Source organism: Klebsiella sp. SYXHC3 (genome assembly GCF_057196925.1).
Genome location: NZ_JBXUNG010000001.1, coordinates 298,905 through 313,894, shown reverse-complemented (window position 1 = coordinate 313,894; position 14,990 = coordinate 298,905). Strand labels below are relative to the sequence as shown.

At 52.5% G+C, this 14,990-nt stretch carries 19 protein-coding genes; 7 read left to right on the top strand and 12 right to left on the bottom strand.

From position 1 onward, the window contains the following. Window positions 1-21 precede the first annotated feature (21 nt). A complete protein-coding gene (gene uxuA / locus AC2CGP_RS01540) occupies window positions 22-1,092 on the top strand; it encodes a mannonate dehydratase (protein ID WP_045365882.1) in 1,071 nt (356 codons plus the stop codon). A gap of 69 nt (window positions 1,093-1,161) precedes the next feature. After that, window positions 1,162-2,496, top strand: a complete 1,335-nt coding sequence (locus tag AC2CGP_RS01535; protein WP_032708012.1) for a gluconate:H+ symporter — start codon at window positions 1,162-1,164, stop codon at window positions 2,494-2,496. Between the two features lie 49 nt (window positions 2,497-2,545). Here the strand turns inward: AC2CGP_RS01535 and AC2CGP_RS01530 are convergent, their stop codons facing one another. Together AC2CGP_RS01530 and AC2CGP_RS01525 are read right to left on the bottom strand one after the other, a co-directional pair. Continuing rightward, window positions 2,546-3,031, bottom strand: coding sequence for a lipoprotein (locus tag AC2CGP_RS01530; RefSeq protein WP_015366666.1), 486 nt, complete (start codon window positions 3,029-3,031; stop codon window positions 2,546-2,548). An 83-nt stretch (window positions 3,032-3,114) separates the two neighbouring features. Further along, the gene (locus AC2CGP_RS01525; RefSeq protein ID WP_020078890.1) at window positions 3,115-3,288 is read right to left on the bottom strand and encodes a hypothetical protein; all 174 of its coding nucleotides are present in this window, start codon (window positions 3,286-3,288) and stop codon (window positions 3,115-3,117) included. Between the two features lie 95 nt (window positions 3,289-3,383). Here AC2CGP_RS01525 and AC2CGP_RS01520 point away from each other — a divergent pair, with 95 nt between their 5' ends. Beyond that, window positions 3,384-4,760: a pyridoxal-phosphate dependent enzyme gene (locus tag AC2CGP_RS01520; RefSeq protein WP_162184312.1), complete on the top strand. Its 1,377-nt coding sequence runs from the start codon at window positions 3,384-3,386 to the stop codon at window positions 4,758-4,760. Between the two features lie 9 nt (window positions 4,761-4,769). Beyond that, window positions 4,770-5,915, top strand: a complete 1,146-nt coding sequence (locus tag AC2CGP_RS01515) for a trans-sulfuration enzyme family protein (protein WP_126026472.1) — start codon at window positions 4,770-4,772, stop codon at window positions 5,913-5,915. Window positions 5,916-5,952: 37 nt separating this feature from the next. Here AC2CGP_RS01515 and AC2CGP_RS01510 read toward each other — a convergent pair whose 3' ends face one another. Both AC2CGP_RS01510 and AC2CGP_RS01505 read right to left on the bottom strand, forming a co-directional pair. Continuing rightward, the gene (locus AC2CGP_RS01510; RefSeq protein WP_015705356.1) at window positions 5,953-6,117 is read right to left on the bottom strand and encodes a hypothetical protein; all 165 of its coding nucleotides are present in this window, start codon (window positions 6,115-6,117) and stop codon (window positions 5,953-5,955) included. A gap of 15 nt (window positions 6,118-6,132) precedes the next feature. Then, window positions 6,133-6,537: a YdeI family stress tolerance OB fold protein gene (locus tag AC2CGP_RS01505; RefSeq protein WP_015366670.1), complete on the bottom strand. Its 405-nt coding sequence runs from the start codon at window positions 6,535-6,537 to the stop codon at window positions 6,133-6,135. A gap of 144 nt (window positions 6,538-6,681) precedes the next feature. Between AC2CGP_RS01505 and AC2CGP_RS01500 the strand changes: the two genes are divergently transcribed. The 3 genes from AC2CGP_RS01500 (at window position 6,682) to AC2CGP_RS01490 (ending at window position 8,942) form a co-directional block, all read left to right on the top strand. Then, window positions 6,682-7,185: a hypothetical protein gene (locus AC2CGP_RS01500; RefSeq protein WP_032714460.1), complete on the top strand. Its 504-nt coding sequence runs from the start codon at window positions 6,682-6,684 to the stop codon at window positions 7,183-7,185. An 11-nt stretch (window positions 7,186-7,196) separates the two neighbouring features. Next, window positions 7,197-7,643, top strand: a complete 447-nt coding sequence (locus AC2CGP_RS01495; protein ID WP_015366672.1) for a DUF421 domain-containing protein — start codon at window positions 7,197-7,199, stop codon at window positions 7,641-7,643. 279 nt (window positions 7,644-7,922) lie between these two features. Then, window positions 7,923-8,942 carry an SDR family oxidoreductase gene (locus tag AC2CGP_RS01490; protein ID WP_227542167.1) on the top strand — a complete coding sequence of 340 codons (1,020 nt, stop codon included), beginning with the start codon at window positions 7,923-7,925 and terminating at the stop codon, window positions 8,940-8,942. Here AC2CGP_RS01490 and AC2CGP_RS01485 read toward each other — a convergent pair. The 8 genes from AC2CGP_RS01485 to AC2CGP_RS01450 form a co-directional block, all read right to left on the bottom strand. Continuing rightward, entirely contained in the window at window positions 8,939-10,564 is a 1,626-nt protein-coding gene (locus tag AC2CGP_RS01485; protein WP_154105097.1) for an alpha-amylase family protein, read from the bottom strand. The two genes, AC2CGP_RS01490 and AC2CGP_RS01485, sit on opposite strands and share 4 nt — an antisense overlap. Before the next feature lie 15 nt (window positions 10,565-10,579). Then, window positions 10,580-10,705: a DUF2474 family protein gene (locus tag AC2CGP_RS01480; protein WP_015366675.1), complete on the bottom strand. Its 126-nt coding sequence runs from the start codon at window positions 10,703-10,705 to the stop codon at window positions 10,580-10,582. Further along, window positions 10,705-11,715, bottom strand: coding sequence for a cytochrome d ubiquinol oxidase subunit II (gene cydB, locus AC2CGP_RS01475; protein WP_045413903.1), 1,011 nt, complete (start codon window positions 11,713-11,715; stop codon window positions 10,705-10,707). Before cydB ends, AC2CGP_RS01480 begins: the two co-directional genes overlap by 1 nt. Beyond that, entirely contained in the window at window positions 11,715-13,118 is a 1,404-nt protein-coding gene (locus AC2CGP_RS01470; protein ID WP_045413899.1) for a cytochrome ubiquinol oxidase subunit I, read from the bottom strand. Before AC2CGP_RS01470 ends, cydB begins: the two co-directional genes overlap by 1 nt. 287 nt (window positions 13,119-13,405) lie before the next feature. Further along, window positions 13,406-13,912 (bottom strand): ferritin-like domain-containing protein, encoded by a 507-nt coding sequence (locus AC2CGP_RS01465; RefSeq protein ID WP_015366679.1) that lies wholly within the window; start codon window positions 13,910-13,912, stop codon window positions 13,406-13,408. 24 nt (window positions 13,913-13,936) lie between these two features. After that, window positions 13,937-14,152: a hypothetical protein gene (locus AC2CGP_RS01460; protein ID WP_032705768.1), complete on the bottom strand. Its 216-nt coding sequence runs from the start codon at window positions 14,150-14,152 to the stop codon at window positions 13,937-13,939. 26 nt (window positions 14,153-14,178) lie between these two features. Beyond that, window positions 14,179-14,679 (bottom strand): YciE/YciF ferroxidase family protein, encoded by a 501-nt coding sequence (locus tag AC2CGP_RS01455; RefSeq protein ID WP_015366681.1) that lies wholly within the window; start codon window positions 14,677-14,679, stop codon window positions 14,179-14,181. A gap of 88 nt (window positions 14,680-14,767) precedes the next feature. Beyond that, window positions 14,768-14,953 (bottom strand): con-10 family general stress protein, encoded by a 186-nt coding sequence (locus tag AC2CGP_RS01450; RefSeq protein ID WP_004143718.1) that lies wholly within the window; start codon window positions 14,951-14,953, stop codon window positions 14,768-14,770. Window positions 14,954-14,990: the final 37 nt, after the last annotated feature.

Genomic DNA, 14,990 nt, shown 5'->3' with positions numbered 1-14,990 from the left:
ACGCGGTAAGGAAAAGTTTTCATGCAAATGACGATGCGCTGGTTTGGGCCAGACGAAGATAAAGTCACTCTTGAGCAGATCCGTCAGGTTCCTGGAGTGGAAGGTGTGGTCGGCGCGCTGTACGACGTACCGGTTGGCGAAGTCTGGCCACGGGAGAAAATTAAGGCGTTAGTCGAGCAGGCCCACGCTAACGGTCTGACGATGGAAGTTATCGAAAGCGTGAATATTCACGACGCGATTAAAATCGGGCTACCGGAGCGCGATCGCTATATCGCCAACTATCAGCAAACTATCCGTAACCTCGCCGCCTTTGGCGTTAAGGTCATCTGCTACAACTTTATGCCGGTTTTCGACTGGATGAAAACCGACATGAACTACCGGCTGGCGGACGGTTCGCTAACGATGGCTTTTGAAAAAGCCGGCATCGATAAAACGCTGGAACAGGTCGTTGCGGAAGTGCTCAGCAACGCCAACGGCTATGCCCTGCCGGGCTGGGAGCCCGAACGTTTAGCGCAGGTACAGACGTTATTCGACAGCTATAAAGCGGTCGATGATGACAAACTGCGAGAAAATCTGGTCTATTTCCTGGAGAAAATTATCCCGGTCTGCGAAGAGGTCGGCGTGAAAATGGCCATTCATCCTGACGATCCGCCGTACTCTATTTTTGGTCTGCCGCGCATTATTAAAAACCGCGACGATCTCGACTGGTTGTGTCGCGCGGTGGATTCACCGGCAAACGGGATTACCTTATGTACCGGCTCTATTGCCGAGGAGCCGCAAAATAATGTTTATCAAATCCTCGCGGAATTCAGCCAGCGCGGGCGCATTCATTTCGCTCATGTCAGAAATATTAAAATCATAAAAGACAAAGATTTCTACGAATCGGCGCACCCTACCCGCTACGGCTCGCTCGATATGTACCGGGTGATGCAGGCGCTGCACGACAACGGCTTCGACGGCTATATTCGCCCCGATCATGGCCGTTTTATCTGGGGAGAAACCGGCCGCCCGGGATACGGCCTGTACGATCGCGCGCTCGGCGCCACTTACCTGCTGGGATTATGGGAAGCGCTGGAAAACCAGCACGCCTGATCCGCTCTTCACTCAGGTGCCGGAGTTCTCCGGCACTGAAAATAATAAAATCTCTGTTGGGAGGATGCCATGTCTCCAGCCCTGGCTCTGCTATGGGTGGTGGTCGGTATTGCGCTACTGGTCATCATGAATCTGAAATACAAAGTCCACAATATTTTCGCCTTGTTAATTGCCGGTCTGTTTGTCGCCATTATGGAGGGCGTGCCCCTCGATAAAATCGTCTCGATGGTTCAGCAAGGACTGGGCGGAATAATGGGACACCTGGCGCTGATCATTATATTCGGCGCTATCATCGGCAAATTTATGACCGAATCCGGCGCCAGCCAGCAGATCGCCGATACGGTCATCAGGCGTTGCGGTACCCGTTATCTGGCGGTCGGCTTGATGTTTATCGGCGTTATCTTCGGCATCGCCATGTTTTATGAAGTGGCGTTTTTGATTGCCATGCCGCTGGTTCTCAACATCGCCAGCAAAGCCAATATCCCGTGGATGAAACTGGTTATACCGACGGTCGTCGGCGCCACCATGGGCCATAGTTTATTTCCGCCACAACCGGGGCCGGTTGCATTAGTCAGCGCCTTCCAGGCGGATATTGTTCAGGTTTATCTGTATGGCATTATCGTGATCATCCCGGCGCTGTTCTGTGCGGGGATCCTGTTACCCGCCTGGCTTCCAGGTATCCGCGAGATGAAGCTGAATGCCATGATTAAACCGCAGGAGGAGAAACCTGCCGAGGCGCTGCCGTCGTTTGCGGTCAGCATTGCCATTCCGCTGATCCCCGCGATATTAATGATTGCGTCTTCGCTGATTCAGTCGCTGTTTGGCGCGGCCTCTTCTGCGGCAAAATTCTTCCAGTTCCTCGGTAGCGCGGAAATTAGCATGCTGTTGGCGACCGGCGCCGCAATCTGGCTGCTCGGCTGCCGCCGCGGTATGAACGCCGTTCAGGTTAACCACTGCGTCACGGACTCGGTCGCCAGAATTGCCAACGTCCTGTTCGTCATCAGCGCCGGCGGCATTCTCAAACAGGTTATTATCGATTCCGGCGTCGGCGACCATATCGTTACGATGATGAGCCACGTCCCGCTGTCGCCGTTTATTATCGCCTGGCTGATTACCGCTATTATTCGTATTCTTACCGGCCAGGGCGCCGTTGCGGCAATTACTTCAGCCGGGATTGTTTCGCCAATGGTTACCGCATTTCATCTTAATCCAGCGCTGATGTGCCTGGCGGTGGCCTGTGGTAGTAATACCATTACTTTGATGTATGACGGCGGCTTTTTACTCTTTAAGGAAACGTTTGGTATCTCGATGCGCGATACCTTTAAGACCTGGGGCTTACTGGAGCTCATCAACTCGGTGGTGGGTCTGTTGATGGTGTTATTACTGAGTCTGTTTATTTCCTGAGAAACGCATCGCGGCGGCGACAATACCGCCGCGGTAAGCACTCAAATATTTACTGTTGGCCGGCCGGCGCCTGCTGTGCTGGCGCTTGCTCCGGCGCGATACTCTCTTTTATTTCTTTGGTTTTATTGGCGGCATCGGCGGAAAGCTGGTTGGCTTCAACGATAGCGTTATCTTTAATTTTTCCCGCCTCTTTCATGATCGCATCGCTTTTTTGCTGCGCATCCTGTTTTACCGCATCCGCTTTATTTTTCGCATCCTGGGCAATCGCGTCGGCCTTCTTGTCGGCTTCAGATTTAATACTGCTGGCCTGGGTTTTCAGGCTATCCGCTTCATTATTGGCCTGCGTTTTGATGTCGTCGATCTGCTTATCCGCTTCTTGCTTAATGGCCCGCGCTTTATCGGCAGCCGCATCTTTAATTTGTTCCGCGTTATCTTTGGCCTGATCCAGTTTATTGTCGACTTTCGATGAGTCATCGCAGCCAAACAACGCCAGGCATAATGCAGAGGTAATCAGCGTTTTATTCCACAGTTTCATCAGTATTCCCTTATCGGTCCAGGTGGTAAGCCAGTGACGGTCATAGCCTTGCCGTATCGGCAGAGTCAATTTATTTATAATCGCTATGCCTGGAGAGTCAAGCTATCGATAATTTTCAGTAATGCTTTGCCGGAAAATGCATAGACCAGCCAACGCCAGCGGCTAATTTGCTTAAAAACAAGACAAAAAACCGTTATTCCAGCAATCGATACGCCCGGGCGGATAACCTGCTTTCCTTCTGGATGGCTAAAAAGCATCTTATATTCCATTTTGCGCTAAAAGGCAGATTTATGTTCTTTAAAATGCCGTTTTTACAGTTCTACCATTCAGCTATCTCGATACGAATGGGTAAATGGTTATGTCACTCTTTCACTCTGTAAGCGACCTGATTGGTCATACCCCACTGTTACAGCTGCATAAACTGGATACCGGCCCGTGCAGCCTGTTCCTGAAACTGGAAAACCAAAACCCCGGCGGTTCGATAAAGGATCGCGTGGCGTTGTCGATGATTAATGAAGCCGAGCGCCAGGGAAAACTGCGCCCCGGCGGCACCATCATTGAAGCCACCGCCGGTAATACCGGGTTGGGGCTGGCGCTGATTGCCGCGCAGAAAGGCTACAAACTGATCCTGGTGGTGCCGGACAAAATGAGCCGCGAGAAAATTTTCCATCTGCGTGCGCTGGGCGCCACCGTGCAGTTAACCCGCTCGGACGTCAACAAAGGTCATCCCGCCTATTATCAGGACTACGCCCGCCGTCTGGCGGATGAAACGCCGGGCGCGTTTTATATTGACCAGTTCAATAATGAAGCCAACCCGTTGGCTCATGCCACCACTACCGCGCCGGAGCTGTTTGAGCAACTCGATGGCGACATTGACGCCGTGGTGGTTGGTGTCGGCTCAGGCGGTACCCTGGGCGGTTTGCAGGCATGGTTTGCGCAACACTCGCCGAAAACCGAATTTATTCTTGCCGATCCTGCGGGCTCGATTCTGGCGGATCAGGTAGAGACCGGGCAATACGGCGAAACCGGCTCCTGGCTGGTGGAGGGGATCGGCGAAGATTTTATTCCCCCGCTCGCCCATCTGGAGAAGGTGCGCAAAGCGTGGCGCGTGACCGATCGTGAAGCGTTCGCCACCGCCCGGCAGCTGCTGCAAGTGGAAGGTATCCTCGCCGGCTCGTCAACGGGCACCCTGCTGACAGCAGCTCTGCGCTACTGCCGGTCGCAGTCCACCGCTAAGCGGGTGGTAACCTTCGCCTGCGATAGCGGTAACAAGTACCTGTCGAAAATGTTCAACGACGACTGGATGCGCCAGCAAGGTCTGCTAAGCCGCCCGACGCGCGGCGATCTTAGCGATTTTATCGCCCTGCGTCATGATGAAGGCGCAACCGTCACCGCCGCGCCCGACGATACGCTGGCTGCCGTCCTTGCTCGTATGCGCCTGTACGATTTCTCCCAGCTGCCGGTGCTGGAAAACGGCCGCGTGGTTGGCATCGTCGATGAATGGGATCTGATAAGCCACGTCCAGGGCGACAGCCGGCGTTTCGCGCTACCGGTCAGAGAGGCGATGACCCGCCATGTCGAAACCCTGGATAAGCACGCCCCGGAAAGCGCGCTTAAAGATATCTTCGACCGTGGACATGTCGTGGTCGTTACCGATAACGATCGGTTTATCGGCCTGATTACCCGTAGCGACGTCCTGACCACCTGGCGTAACCGACTGGAACAATAAGGAACGAACATGAAAAATTTACAGACGCTCAGCGTCCATAGCGGCATTTTTAACGACCAGCATGGCGCGGTGATGCCACCAATTTACGCCACCTCTACCTTTGCCCAGCCCGCGCCGGGCCAGCATACCGGCTATGAATATTCGCGTAGCGGCAATCCGACCCGCCACGCGCTGGAAACGGCCATTGCAGAGCTGGAAAGCGGTAGCCGGGGTTTTGCTTTTGCTTCAGGCCTCGCGGCCATTTCCACGGTACTGGAACTGCTGGATAAGGATAGCCATCTGGTGGCGGTAGATGATGTCTATGGCGGCACATACCGGCTGATTGAAAATGTTCGCCGTCGTAGCGCCGGTCTGCAAGTGACCTGGGTCAAACCTGACGATCTGGCAGGCATCGAAGCCGAGATCCGCCCTGATACGCGGATGATTTGGGTGGAAACGCCGACCAATCCGTTACTCAAGCTGGCGGATCTTGCGGCCATTGCCGAGATTGCCCGTCGACATAACATTATCAGCGTCACCGATAATACCTTTGCCTCACCGATCATCCATCGCCCTATCGAACTGGGCTTTGATATCGTGGTGCATTCAGCGACCAAATATCTCAACGGTCATTCGGATGTCGTCGCCGGGTTGGCGGTGGTTGGCGACAATCCGACGCTGGCCGAGAAGTTGGGCTATCTGCAAAACGCCGTCGGCGGCGTACTTGACCCATTCAGCAGCTTCCTGACGCTGCGCGGCATTCGCACCCTGGCTCTACGGGTGGAACGTCATAGCAGCAACGCTCTGCTGCTGGCGGAATGGCTGGAGCAGCAACCGCAGGTCGAGAAAGTGTGGTTCCCCTGGCTCGCCAGCCATCCTCATCACGATCTGGCTCGCCGACAGATGGCCCTGCCAGGCGGTATGATTTCCGTTGTGGTCAAAGGAGATGATGACTACGCCGGGCGCATCATCAAAAAACTACGGTTATTTACCCTGGCGGAAAGCCTGGGGGGTGTGGAAAGCCTGGTGAGCCAGCCATTCAGCATGACGCACGCCTCCATTCCGCTGGAACAGCGGCTGGCGAATGGCATAACGCCGCAGTTGATTCGACTCTCGGTAGGTATTGAAGATCCGCAAGACCTGATCGCTGACTGGCGAAACGCGCTACGTGAGTAAACGCTAACCCCGCGCGCGGCGCGGGGTTTCATTACCCTCAGCAGAAACATACCGCTTTGGCGTTTTCCGTCGGATGATAGGGATCGCTTCGGTGATCGTCGCTATCATCCCGTTTCCGCGGGATCTCACCGTGTTTACCCGGCTCTTCTCGCGCCGGGTGTTTACCGCGTTTATCGAGTTCATGGTGATGCGCTCTGCTCATACTCAGGCTCTCCGGTTAATTGGGCGCTTGTTTGCGCAGCTTATCAACCCGCACCAGCGGCGGCGTCATTTTACTATCCAGGCTTCCGTTGATGCTCACCAGTTTGTCTGGCTTGATGTCCTGACCATCAAAAACGGCTGCCGGAATAATGGCCGCAATGGTGCCAGTTTTATCACGGAACAGATAACGGTCGTCGCCTTCATGCTTAATCACATTGCCGCGCAGGGAAATAGTCGCGCCGTCGTGCATGGTTTTCGCCTGCTCAATGGTCATAATCCGGCCATCCTCCATACCGCGATAGCCGTCGTCCAGCTGGTGCGGCGGCGGCGGCGCGGCATCGTTTTTAAAACCGCCCTTTTCTTCAGCCCAGACGCCAGCGGTGAGTAACAAACAGAGTGTCGCGATTAGCTTTTTCCTCATTATTTCACCTTTCATGTCAGCATGACTGTTATTAAAGTCTGGCCGCGGATAGCGATTTTAACAACGTCAATAATTCTGATATCAGCTAAAATAACAACGTCGCTATCGTATCGTTAAATATAAACATCATGCTGGAGCCGAAAGATGGACAATAATCAACAGGATCCGCCAGAGATAAACGAGAATCTACAGGCGTTACGCTTCGAGTATAACTTCCGGCGCTATGGGGTGGTTTTTCTCGCCATTATTATCATTGCTGCATTATGCGGTTTATTTTCATCTGGCTTCCTGAGCTCCGCCCATCATGAGAATTCCGCTTCATCGTTAACGGTAGACTATGACCGTTTTGCCAGGCTAATGAGCGAAACCGAAGTCAATGTTCAGATAAAAAACAGTGGCCTCGCTCATACCTCAGTGGATTTTTCACCCACGTTATTAAGCCATTACCAAATTGGTGATATTCGACCACAGCCCGATAAAATGTACAGCGCTAACGGTCATCTGATACTGGTTTACAATGAAAATAGCAGTGGCGCGCCGCTTTCGCTGTGGTTATCTATCACGCCAAAAACATTTGGCAAACTTTCCACGACACTACAGGCGTACCGGCAACCTGCCGTCACCTTTAGCCAATTTGTCTTTCCTTAGGAGTCACAACGATGGAAATGGTGCTCAGAGCCGTCGCAATCTATCTTATCTTATTGATTATATTTAAAGTTGCTGGTAGAAGAACGCTTATGCAACTCACCAGTTTTGATCTGATTTTACTGTTGATTATCAGTGAGGCCACCCAGCAGGCCATGCTCAGCACCGACTATTCTGTTACCGGTTCAATGCTGACTATTGTCACGCTGGTCAGCGTGGATATTTTATTTGGCTATATAAAGAAGCGCTTTTCGCAGGCTGAGAATTATCTTGATGGTTCGCCGACGATCGTCGTAGAAAATGGTGTTGTCGCTGACGATAAAATGAAAATGGTCAATATCTCTGTGGATGACATATTGCTCGCCGCGCGACAGCACCATGGTATATATCAACTTGAGAAGATTAAATTTGCGATCCTCGAACGTAATGGCCAGATTTCAATTATTCCGACCGAAGCGTAGAGACGTTACTTATCGCGTTCCGGTTGTTTATCGCCTGACTCAGGAGCCCGTGTCGGGTCGTCCTCTTCTTTTTCAGTAACATGATTAATATACATACCACCTCCAACTTTGCGGCATTGAATTATAAATTGTAGCGTTATCATGAAATTTGGCCATTGCCATAATAAATAATGTCGTCTGTTAGCCATAATAAGTACTCTCGGATATTTCCGACCACCGGCCAGCAATGAATCAATAATACTCAAGTACTCAGTGACCAATACACCATGGCGAAATGCCATGTTCAGACCAATTGAGGCGACTATGGCGGTAATGGTTATCACCGGCGGCAGTGCGGGCGCCGGTAAAGCGACGGCGCTATGTTTTGCTAAGGCAGGCTATGATGTGGCGATTATTGCGCGCGATGAAAGTGGGCTACAGGAGGCCGAAAACGCATGTCGACAGTACGGCGTCCGGACGCAGGTTATCAGCGCTGACGTCGCTGATGCCCGTTCGCTGCGGCAGGCCGCGGCGGAAATCGAAACCCAGCTCGGCGCCATTGAAGTGTGGATCAATAATGCCATGACCACGGTGTTAGCGCCCTTCCATTTGATGAGTGATGAGGAATTTCGCCGCGTGACGGAGGTGACCTATTTAGGTTATGTCAACGGCACACGCGCCGCGTTGGAAGTGATGAGCCCCAGAAACCGCGGGATAATAATCCAGGTGGGCTCCGCGCTTGCCTGGCGTTCCATCCCGTTGCAATCGGCGTATTGCGGCGCGAAGGCGGCGATTCGCGGATTTACCGATGCTGTGCGAACCGAACTGATGCATCAACGCAGCCGGATCCAATTAACCATGGTCCAACTGCCGGGAATGAATACGACGCAGTTTGGTTGGGCAAGAAATAAAATGGATAAAGAGATGCAGCCCGTCCCCCCGGTTTATCAGCCGGAGGTGGCGGCAGAGGCGATTTTCAGCGTCGTTCAGCGCCCCGTTCGTGAATTGTGGGTGGGTAAAAGCACCATTCAATCCATCGTTGGCCAATTTTTCTTCCCTTCACTACTTGACCGCCTGATGGTTAACAAAGCCTGGGAAGGTCAGCTGACAGCGCAAGCGAAACGTAGCGAAAAGCCAGACGATCTCTATTCTGCCGTGCGGGGCGAGCACAGCACCCGCGGGACATTTAGCGCTGGCGCTCGCCAGCGCTCATTTAACGTCAGCGCCGATTTGCCTGGTAAAGTCGCCTCCGGCGTTGGGATCGCATTTGGACTGATGATATTACGCGGACTACTACGCCGCCCGCGCAAGCGCCGTTAATCGTGCTGGCGGCTAAACCAGCGATAACCATAATCGGCAAGCTGTAACCGGCAGACCTTGCCGCCGGTAAGGCTATCGCGATAACGGCGGTCCTCCAGCACGCAGGACCAGTAACCTGTCTCCTGACGCGGCAATCGTACCTCTACCGGGCGTTCGCTGAAGTTCGCCAACATCAGCAGATCGCGAGATTGACTGCGGTAGCGCAGCGCTAACACCGATGGCGGCAAGCCGGATACTAGCTCAAAGGGGGTGGTGCCAGGCTCATGATATTCGGCGCGCAGTTGAACCATCTGCCGCACTCGCTGCAGCAACGAGTGGCGTTGACGCAACGCCAGTTCGACGTTGACCTGCTGATATCGCCAGGGACCGCTGGCAACCGGCCTGACGAGTAATTTTTCCGCCGCGGCGGTGGAAAAGCCCCCATTCACCCCGGCTGACCACTGCATGGGCGTCCTCACGGCATAACGCTCTTTCAGCGACAGATCCTCGCCCATACCGATTTCATCGCCATAGCGCATCACAGGCACGCCAGGCAGCGACAGTAACACCGCATGGCTAAGCGCCAGCCGACGGATATTGCCCTCCAGCATCGGCGCCAGGCGGCGGCGAATGCCACGTTGATAGACTGACATCGACTTCTTGGGGGCGAAACAGCGCAGCACAAACTGCCGGTCTGCGTCCTCAATACCCTCCAGGTCGAGCTCATCGTGATTACGTAGCCAGTTAGCAAAACAGCAACCGGGCGGCGGCTTAATCATCGCTTGCAGCGCGCTAACGAGCGGCTTCGCACTCTGCCGGGCGAGGCTGACGTAAAAAAATTTGTTCAGCCAGAAATTAAGCACCAGTTGCAGGCGATCGCTGTGGCCGAAATAGTGACGGTAATCGTTCACTGCCACGTCAACTTCACCGAGCAGAATGGCTTCAGGATTTGTCTGTTCAACCAGTTGCCGAAGATGGGCCAATATCCAGTACCCCTGCTCTTCGTCTCCATTTCCGGCTTGTTTAACCAGGTGCGAGGCGGCGTCTAGCCGAAAACCGCTCACCCCAACGCGTAGCCAAAAACGCACAATATTGTCAATTTCGTCTATCACCGGAGGGTGCACCAGATTGAGATCCGGCTCGTGGCGATAGAACATGTGACGATAATACTGTCCCGCCTGTTGATCCCAGCGCCAGACGCTCTTTTCGACACCGGGAAACATTGGCGGATCGTCCTTTTCGGGCGGCGAATCGGCCCAGAGATAATATGGCCGGAAAGGAGAATGTCTGTTTTTACGCGCCTCCAGAAACCAGGGGTGTTGCGAAGAGGTATGCTGGATAACCAACTCGATGATTACGCGTATCCCCAGTTCCCGCGCGTCATCAATCAGTTGAATAACGTCACGGATTTGCCCAAAACGCGGATCGGGCTGCAGATGATCCTGCACGTCGTAACCGTCATCGAGAAATGGCGTCAGATAAAAGGGGGTTAACCACAATACCGTCACCCCAAAGCTACGTAAGTAATAGAGTTTTTGCCTTATTCCGGCCAGATCGCCACAGCCATCACCATTGGCATCATAAAACAGCGAGGTATCAACCTGATAAATTACAGCGTTTTGAAACCACGGTTGCTCTGCCATCTTCGTCCCCTCGTTTTAGACATGCAGCCCCGCCAGCGTCATAAAACCGCGCACCAGCGTACTGATGATTAACACCACCAGAACGCCGCAGCACCAGATCAACAGCAGCCAGCCCAGCCTTTTGGCGATACGCTTGCACATTAGTGATAGCCCTCATCTGCCCGCACCTTGCCGCGAAAGACCCAGTAACTCCAGGCGGTATAGGCCAGGATAACCGGAACAATCAGCAGCGTGCCGACCAACATGAACAACTGGCTGGCCACTGGCGCCGCTGCCTGCCAGAGCGTCACATTCGGTGGGATGATCCAGGGCCAGATACTTATCCCCAAACCGCTAAAACCAAGGAACAGCAACCCAAGCGTAAGAATAAAAGGCGCGGCGTGGCTGTCGGCGCGTTGACTCAGCCGCCATAACCAGAGGCTGAGGGTAAGGACCAGTAGCGGCACCGGTAGAAAATAGAAGACATTGGGGAGCGAAAACCAGCGTTCAGCAATTCGTTCGAGGGTAAGCGGCGTCCATAAACTAATGACAGCCATGGCAATTAGAAAAAGCAGCAGCAGTGTGCGTGTTAACCGACGCATCAAGCGTAACAACGCCCCGTCACTTTTTAAAATAAGCCAGGTCGCCCCCAGTAAGGCATAAGTGGCAATTAACGCTAATCCACAGAACAAATTAAATGGCGTCAACCAGTCAAGCGGCGAACCAGCGAATTGCCGCCCATGCAACGGAAAACCATGCAGAATGGCGCCGACGATGATCCCCTGGCTGAAGATGGCTAATAATGACCCCCACATAAACGCGCTATCCCAAAACCGGCGATGGGATTCCGCGGCTTTAAAACGAAATTCAAACGCCACGCCGCGGAATATCAGGCCAATAAGCATCGCGGTAAGCGGGATGGTCAGGGCGTCAACGATCACCGCGTAGGCCAGCGGAAAAGCGCCAAATAACCCGGCGCCGCCTAATACCAACCAGGTCTCATTTCCATCCCACACGGGCGCCACGCTATTGACCATGGTGTCGCGGTGCGCCTTATCGCGGGTAAATAAAAATAGCGCGCCGATGCCGAGATCGAAACCATCCATAACGATATACATCAGCGTGGCGAAGATGATTATCGCAAACCAGATGACTGCCAGATCCACTCCCATCAGAATTTCTCCTCACTCGGTAATTTATCCGGCGCCGATAAAGGACGCGCTGGCGTTCCGGAGGAATTAAGCGCTAATTCCGATTCAGGCTGAGGCCCCAGTTTGAGTAGACGAATAAGATAGAGATATCCCACGCCAAACACCGCAAAATAGACCACCACAAAGGCGGTCAGGCTGACGCTCATCTGCAGCGTACTATGCGCTGAGACGGCGTCCCGCGTGCGCAACAGACCGTACACCACCCAGGGCTGGCGTCCGACTTCCGTCGTGATCCAGCCGGCCAGAATGGTCAGTAAACCGACAGGTCCCATCGCTAACGCAAACCACAAAAAAGGTCGCGAGTCGCATAAACGTTTATGGCGACGTAAATACCAGCCAATGACGCCAAGCGCGATCATCAAAAAACCGGCTCCGACCATAAAACGAAACGACCAGAAAACAATCGTCGAATTAGGCCGTTCGTTGGCGGGAAAATCCTTCAGTGCTGGAACCTGGGCGCTACGGCTATGGGTGAGGATCAAACTGCCCAGGGCGGGGATAGCCAGCGGATATCGTGTGCGCTCTTCTGCCATATCCGGCAGACCGAACAGCAGCAGCGGCGTAGCTTCGCCGGGTTTATTTTCCCAATGACCTTCGATAGCGGCAATTTTTGCCGGCTGGTGCTTGAGCGTGTTCAGCCCATGCATATCGCCGACTACGGCCTGAATGGGGGCGACAATTAACGCCATCCACAATGCCATTGAGAACATTGTTCGAATGGCTGGCGTATCGTTATCACGTAATAAGTGCCAGGCCGCCGAAGCGCCAACGAACAGCGCGGTACTCAGAAAGGCGGCGATAGTCATATGAAGTAAGCGCCAGGGAAACGAGGGATTGAAGATTATCGCCAACCAACTATCTGGTATCACCTGCCCTTGTTCAATATGAAAGCCCTGAGGCGTCTGCATCCAGCTATTGGAAGCCAGGATCCAGAACGTTGAGGCCAGGGTTCCCATGGCCACCATACAGGTGGAAAAGAAATGTAATCCCGGCCCGACCCGGTTCCAGCCAAATAGCATCACGCCAAGAAATCCCGCTTCGAGGAAAAAAGCGGTTAAAACTTCATATGTCAGTAAAGGCCCGGTAATGCTGCCTGCAAACTGGGAAAAACCGCTCCAGTTAGTGCCAAATTGGTAGGCCATGACCAGGCCGGATACCACCCCCATACCAAAATTAATCGCAAAAATATTTAGCCAGAAATGATAAAGCTGGCGCCAGAGCAGGCGCCGTGTTTTTAACCACATGCCTTCCAGTACCACCAGATAGCTGGCAAGGCCAATGGTTAATGCCGGAAAAATAATATGAAAAGAGATAGTGAAGGCGAACTGGATCCTCGCGAGATGAAATGCATCAAACTCAGCCATCAGGTTCCCCTTATTGACAAGATAGTCAGACTGATTGACCAAAGAAAGGGTAACCGCCAGCGGCTACCCTTTCTTTGACGGATGACTTTTATCCCGTGCAGGCGTACTGCGTCTGGCCAGTTTATCTACCAGAATTTGCTGCCTCGGGGTCAACGACGGACACTGACAGTGCGCGTCAAAATTTATCTCTAACGTAATATTCCGCCCTGCTGCCGTTAGCGGCGGCGCGCTATCGTTAATACGCGACAAGATAGCAAGGAGACGAATCATTTACAGACCTTTTACCGCTAACGCTTAGCATCAAAACCCGGCGTTTCAGAGCGGATAATATATTGCTCCGTAATATCCGGAATATGTTGCAGCAACCATTCGGCCATACCTCTCTCTTCCGCCAAAATACTTTCTAAATCCGCAATCGAATCATGATCGTTGACCTTTTGCGCGGCGGTTAATAAGGAGGTATAACAGGCGACCTCAAACTGCTCGAAAACGTAACCGCTGATCACACCTTTGACTACTTCATCTTGTGGAAACATTCCACCAATAGATTGTCCCATCGCGGCGATTTTACTCATTGAGTCTTTAAGAACCGAGCGGGAAATATTATTGCGCGCAATAATATCATCCAGTACGGTAATTTGCCGACGGGTTTCAAAAAGATGCTGCTCAAGGCGGGTGCATAATTCCGGGTAGCTGTCGATGCGTTTGACCATCGATTCAAGCATCGATTCGGCCTGCTTTTCCATAGCGTGCGCGTCACGCAACCAATCGTGATAGTTTTCAATATCAGTCATAACAACCTCTTTATAAAAAGATAATTACTCTTCAGCCTTATCTTCATTTTCTTCTGCGGCCTGGTCGGCTCGTGCTGCGCTATACCCTGATAAGTGGCCGACAATATTTGCATAAATACTAATAATGATGACCCACAGGACACTGTCTTTCCACCATATTACCGACGGTATAGCCAGTACAAACCACATTATCGCCGCGACGAGATGACACCTTTTTATTACAACCGGACTAAGACTCATTTTTTTGCCTGATGCCTTAGATAGGATTAAGCGGACTGTTGGGCATCCTGATTGACGTGTCCAACGGCGATGTCCGTTAATTTCATATCAGCGTCTTTTTCTTCTTCCAGCGTTTCCGCCAGCAATTTCACCGCGGCTTTATAGCCGAGCTGCTCTGCCAGCGTACACAGCGTACCGTAGGCCGCAATTTCATAGTGTTCAACTTTCTGCGCGGCGGCTATCAGCGCAGCATCGCGGATCTCGTTCTTTTCCGTCGCTTCGATCACTTCGTTGGCCTCTTCGATAAGCCCTTCCATCGCCACACACTTCATCCGTTTCAGGCGAATTTGATCATTTTGTTCAAGGAGCTTATCAATACGTTCTATATGGCCCTGTGTTTCCTCAAGGTGAGCGCTGAATGCCGTTTGTAGCTCTTCACATGCGCTGGCGCGGGATAGTTTAGCCAGCGCGCGGGTTAACTGTTTTTCCGCGCTGTAGGTATCCGATAATAAATGAATAAAAATATCTTCAATGGTTTGTATTTTCATAAGTCACACCTTTTAAAAACTGCGGGTCGGATGACCCGCAGGGTATTTTTAACAGCAGTTACCAGATCAAATCACTTATATTCACAAGCTAGCTATCACCGGATTTACGGCCGCCGCCATGGCTGTTTTTACCGCCTTTTTTACCGGCTTCGGATGCACGTTCCGGGTCATTTTTAAAATTCCCGCCGCTGTGCTGTCCGCCTTTACGTCCGGCTTCAGATGCTTTTTCCCGGTCTTCTGCAAAATTACCTGAACCACCTCTGTGTTCTGCCATAACGTTTACCTTTTAGCTTGGTTAGTAAAAGATGATT

Bases quoted from the DNA above. Each gene is read 5' to 3' on its own strand.
- uxuA (WP_045365882.1), top strand. From the start codon at position 22: ATGCAAATGACGATGCGCTGGTTTGGGCCAGACGAAGATAAAGTCACT.
- AC2CGP_RS01535 (WP_032708012.1), top strand. From the start codon at position 1,162: ATGTCTCCAGCCCTGGCTCTGCTATGGGTGGTGGTCGGTATTGCGCTA.
- AC2CGP_RS01530 (WP_015366666.1), bottom strand. From the start codon at position 3,031: ATGAAACTGTGGAATAAAACGCTGATTACCTCTGCATTATGCCTGGCG.
- AC2CGP_RS01525 (WP_020078890.1), bottom strand. From the start codon at position 3,288: ATGCTTTTTAGCCATCCAGAAGGAAAGCAGGTTATCCGCCCGGGCGTA.
- AC2CGP_RS01520 (WP_162184312.1), top strand. From the start codon at position 3,384: ATGGTTATGTCACTCTTTCACTCTGTAAGCGACCTGATTGGTCATACC.
- AC2CGP_RS01515 (WP_126026472.1), top strand. From the start codon at position 4,770: ATGAAAAATTTACAGACGCTCAGCGTCCATAGCGGCATTTTTAACGAC.
- AC2CGP_RS01510 (WP_015705356.1), bottom strand. From the start codon at position 6,117: ATGAGCAGAGCGCATCACCATGAACTCGATAAACGCGGTAAACACCCG.
- AC2CGP_RS01505 (WP_015366670.1), bottom strand. From the start codon at position 6,537: ATGAGGAAAAAGCTAATCGCGACACTCTGTTTGTTACTCACCGCTGGC.
- AC2CGP_RS01500 (WP_032714460.1), top strand. From the start codon at position 6,682: ATGGACAATAATCAACAGGATCCGCCAGAGATAAACGAGAATCTACAG.
- AC2CGP_RS01495 (WP_015366672.1), top strand. From the start codon at position 7,197: ATGGAAATGGTGCTCAGAGCCGTCGCAATCTATCTTATCTTATTGATT.
- AC2CGP_RS01490 (WP_227542167.1), top strand. From the start codon at position 7,923: ATGTTCAGACCAATTGAGGCGACTATGGCGGTAATGGTTATCACCGGC.
- AC2CGP_RS01485 (WP_154105097.1), bottom strand. From the start codon at position 10,564: ATGGCAGAGCAACCGTGGTTTCAAAACGCTGTAATTTATCAGGTTGAT.
- AC2CGP_RS01480 (WP_015366675.1), bottom strand. From the start codon at position 10,705: ATGTGCAAGCGTATCGCCAAAAGGCTGGGCTGGCTGCTGTTGATCTGG.
- cydB (WP_045413903.1), bottom strand. From the start codon at position 11,715: ATGGGAGTGGATCTGGCAGTCATCTGGTTTGCGATAATCATCTTCGCC.
- AC2CGP_RS01470 (WP_045413899.1), bottom strand. From the start codon at position 13,118: ATGGCTGAGTTTGATGCATTTCATCTCGCGAGGATCCAGTTCGCCTTC.
- AC2CGP_RS01465 (WP_015366679.1), bottom strand. From the start codon at position 13,912: ATGACTGATATTGAAAACTATCACGATTGGTTGCGTGACGCGCACGCT.
- AC2CGP_RS01460 (WP_032705768.1), bottom strand. From the start codon at position 14,152: ATGAGTCTTAGTCCGGTTGTAATAAAAAGGTGTCATCTCGTCGCGGCG.
- AC2CGP_RS01455 (WP_015366681.1), bottom strand. From the start codon at position 14,679: ATGAAAATACAAACCATTGAAGATATTTTTATTCATTTATTATCGGAT.
- AC2CGP_RS01450 (WP_004143718.1), bottom strand. From the start codon at position 14,953: ATGGCAGAACACAGAGGTGGTTCAGGTAATTTTGCAGAAGACCGGGAA.